Source organism: Aminobacter sp. P4_D5, assembly GCF_056401815.1.
Genome location: NZ_JBFUIP010001086.1, coordinates 1 through 585, shown reverse-complemented (window position 1 = coordinate 585; position 585 = coordinate 1). Strand labels below are relative to the sequence as shown.

Genomic DNA, 585 nt, shown 5'->3' with positions numbered 1-585 from the left:
GCCGCTGACCTGCCTCTGCCCCGCCGAGTATTCCGCCGCCGCCCGCTTCGACCATGTCTGGGGCACCGACATCTACACGCGGGACTCGCTGCTCTGCCCTTCGGCCGTGCATTACGGCGCCATCCCCGTCACGGGCGGCCTCATCACCATGCTGCCGCGCCCGGCCCAGGCGAACTTCCCGGGCAGCCGGCGCAACAACGTGACGACCATGACCTTCGCCCAGCCCTTCGACGAGAACTTCACCTTCGAGGGCCCGCCGCGCGGCGACGTGCAGCCGGACGTGCCGGTGGCCGCGCCCATCGCGCAGGCGCTGAAGGATCGCGGGACAGTCGCGCTCTATATCCGCTTCCGGACCGACAGCGCGGAACTCGACGCCTCCGCCACGCCGGCGCTGGAGGAGTTGCGCGACGCCCTGCGCGCCGAGCCGTCGCTGCGCCTCCGGCTGGTCGGCCACACCGACAACACCGGCCAGGCCGCGCGCAACCGGACGCTGTCCCTCCAACGGGCCCAGTCGGTGCAGCGCTGGCTGGTGGGCCAGGGTATCGCCGCCGCGCGGCTCGCCGCAGACGGGAAGGGGCCCGATGA

1 protein-coding gene is annotated in these 585 nt (G+C 72.8%); it reads left to right on the top strand.

The window, feature by feature from the left end:
* Nucleotides 1-585, top strand: a 585-nt coding sequence (locus AC1DWF_RS36800) for an OmpA family protein (protein WP_476843366.1), incomplete at both ends; no start/stop codon positions are given.